The organism is Ideonella sp. P3_A4 (assembly GCF_056403075.1).
Window position 1 is genome coordinate 1 of the sequence record NZ_JBFUGE010001195.1, and the last position, 928, is coordinate 928.

At 60.3% G+C, this 928-nt stretch carries 1 protein-coding gene; it reads right to left on the reverse strand.

Annotated features, from left to right (window positions below; genetic code table 11):
• Positions 1–285: 285 nt before the first annotated feature.
• A complete protein-coding gene (locus AC1DYI_RS36915) occupies positions 286–615 on the reverse strand; it encodes a hypothetical protein (protein ID WP_477209037.1) in 330 nt (109 codons plus the stop codon).
• Positions 616–928: the final 313 nt, after the last annotated feature.

Consider the following 928-nt stretch of genomic DNA (forward strand, 5'->3'; position numbering starts at 1 on the left):
TCTCTGGCTTGGGCAGGAGTGGGCGCAGAGTTCGCCTGGCATCGGCTGCCGTCGGGTGGGATTGGCGGCTCAGACGCTCCTGGATGGCGAGCTTGGCTCATGGTGCTTAGGGCTGCGAGCAGCAGCGCGAGTAGTGGCTTCAATGTTTGCTCCCATAGTTTGTTTTCGGTGGCGCCATGAGTCTGTCAGCCGCCTGGAAGCCCTGTTGTCACCAAATGTGTCTTTGAGCCCCTTACCTTTATCACTTGGCGATCGACCACGCACCTGGGCCAAGGGCAGGACTGGTCATGCCCGCTGCGGGGCGTTTGACTGGTCCGCTTCGTTGGCCGCAGGCACCCATCCGCCCACCAGCTCAATGCCCGGTCGTGCGGTCGCGTGGCCGACGAGCTGCCCAAGCCTGGCGCGTTCGCAGTGCCGAACCTCAAGCCCCTCACACGTAAAGACCCACAAAGCCACTCGGACACTAACGGGGGCTTCGGTGCATTTCCAGCGCCGAACTGTCCGCTCCGACACGCCGAAGGCCTTGCCGATTGCTTGGTTGGAGATGCGCAGAAGCAAGGGGTCTGTCAGTAGCTCTGCGAAGGTAGGAATGTGCTTGGGGAAGCGGTTGAGCATGCTCAGGTCTTCGGCCAGGCCAGGTGGAAAAAAAGCCCCCATTTGGGGGCCTTCAGGAGTGCGTGAAAGTGTCGAGTTAGGCGGTTCTTGAAGAACCGTTTGACCCATCGCCACACGCGACAATGTATATTATGTTAAATAACGCATTCGTGTTGCTGACCTGGGCCGCTGCCCGTCCGCCCATTGCCTAGATCTTGTCCCCAGGCTCCTGCAACCACCGAAGTTGCAACTGCGGCCTCCGATCTCGTGCACGTCGTCCTGCTCCTGGCGACGGACCGAAGTAACTTGACCTTCCCTGGCGTCAGAGGTATCC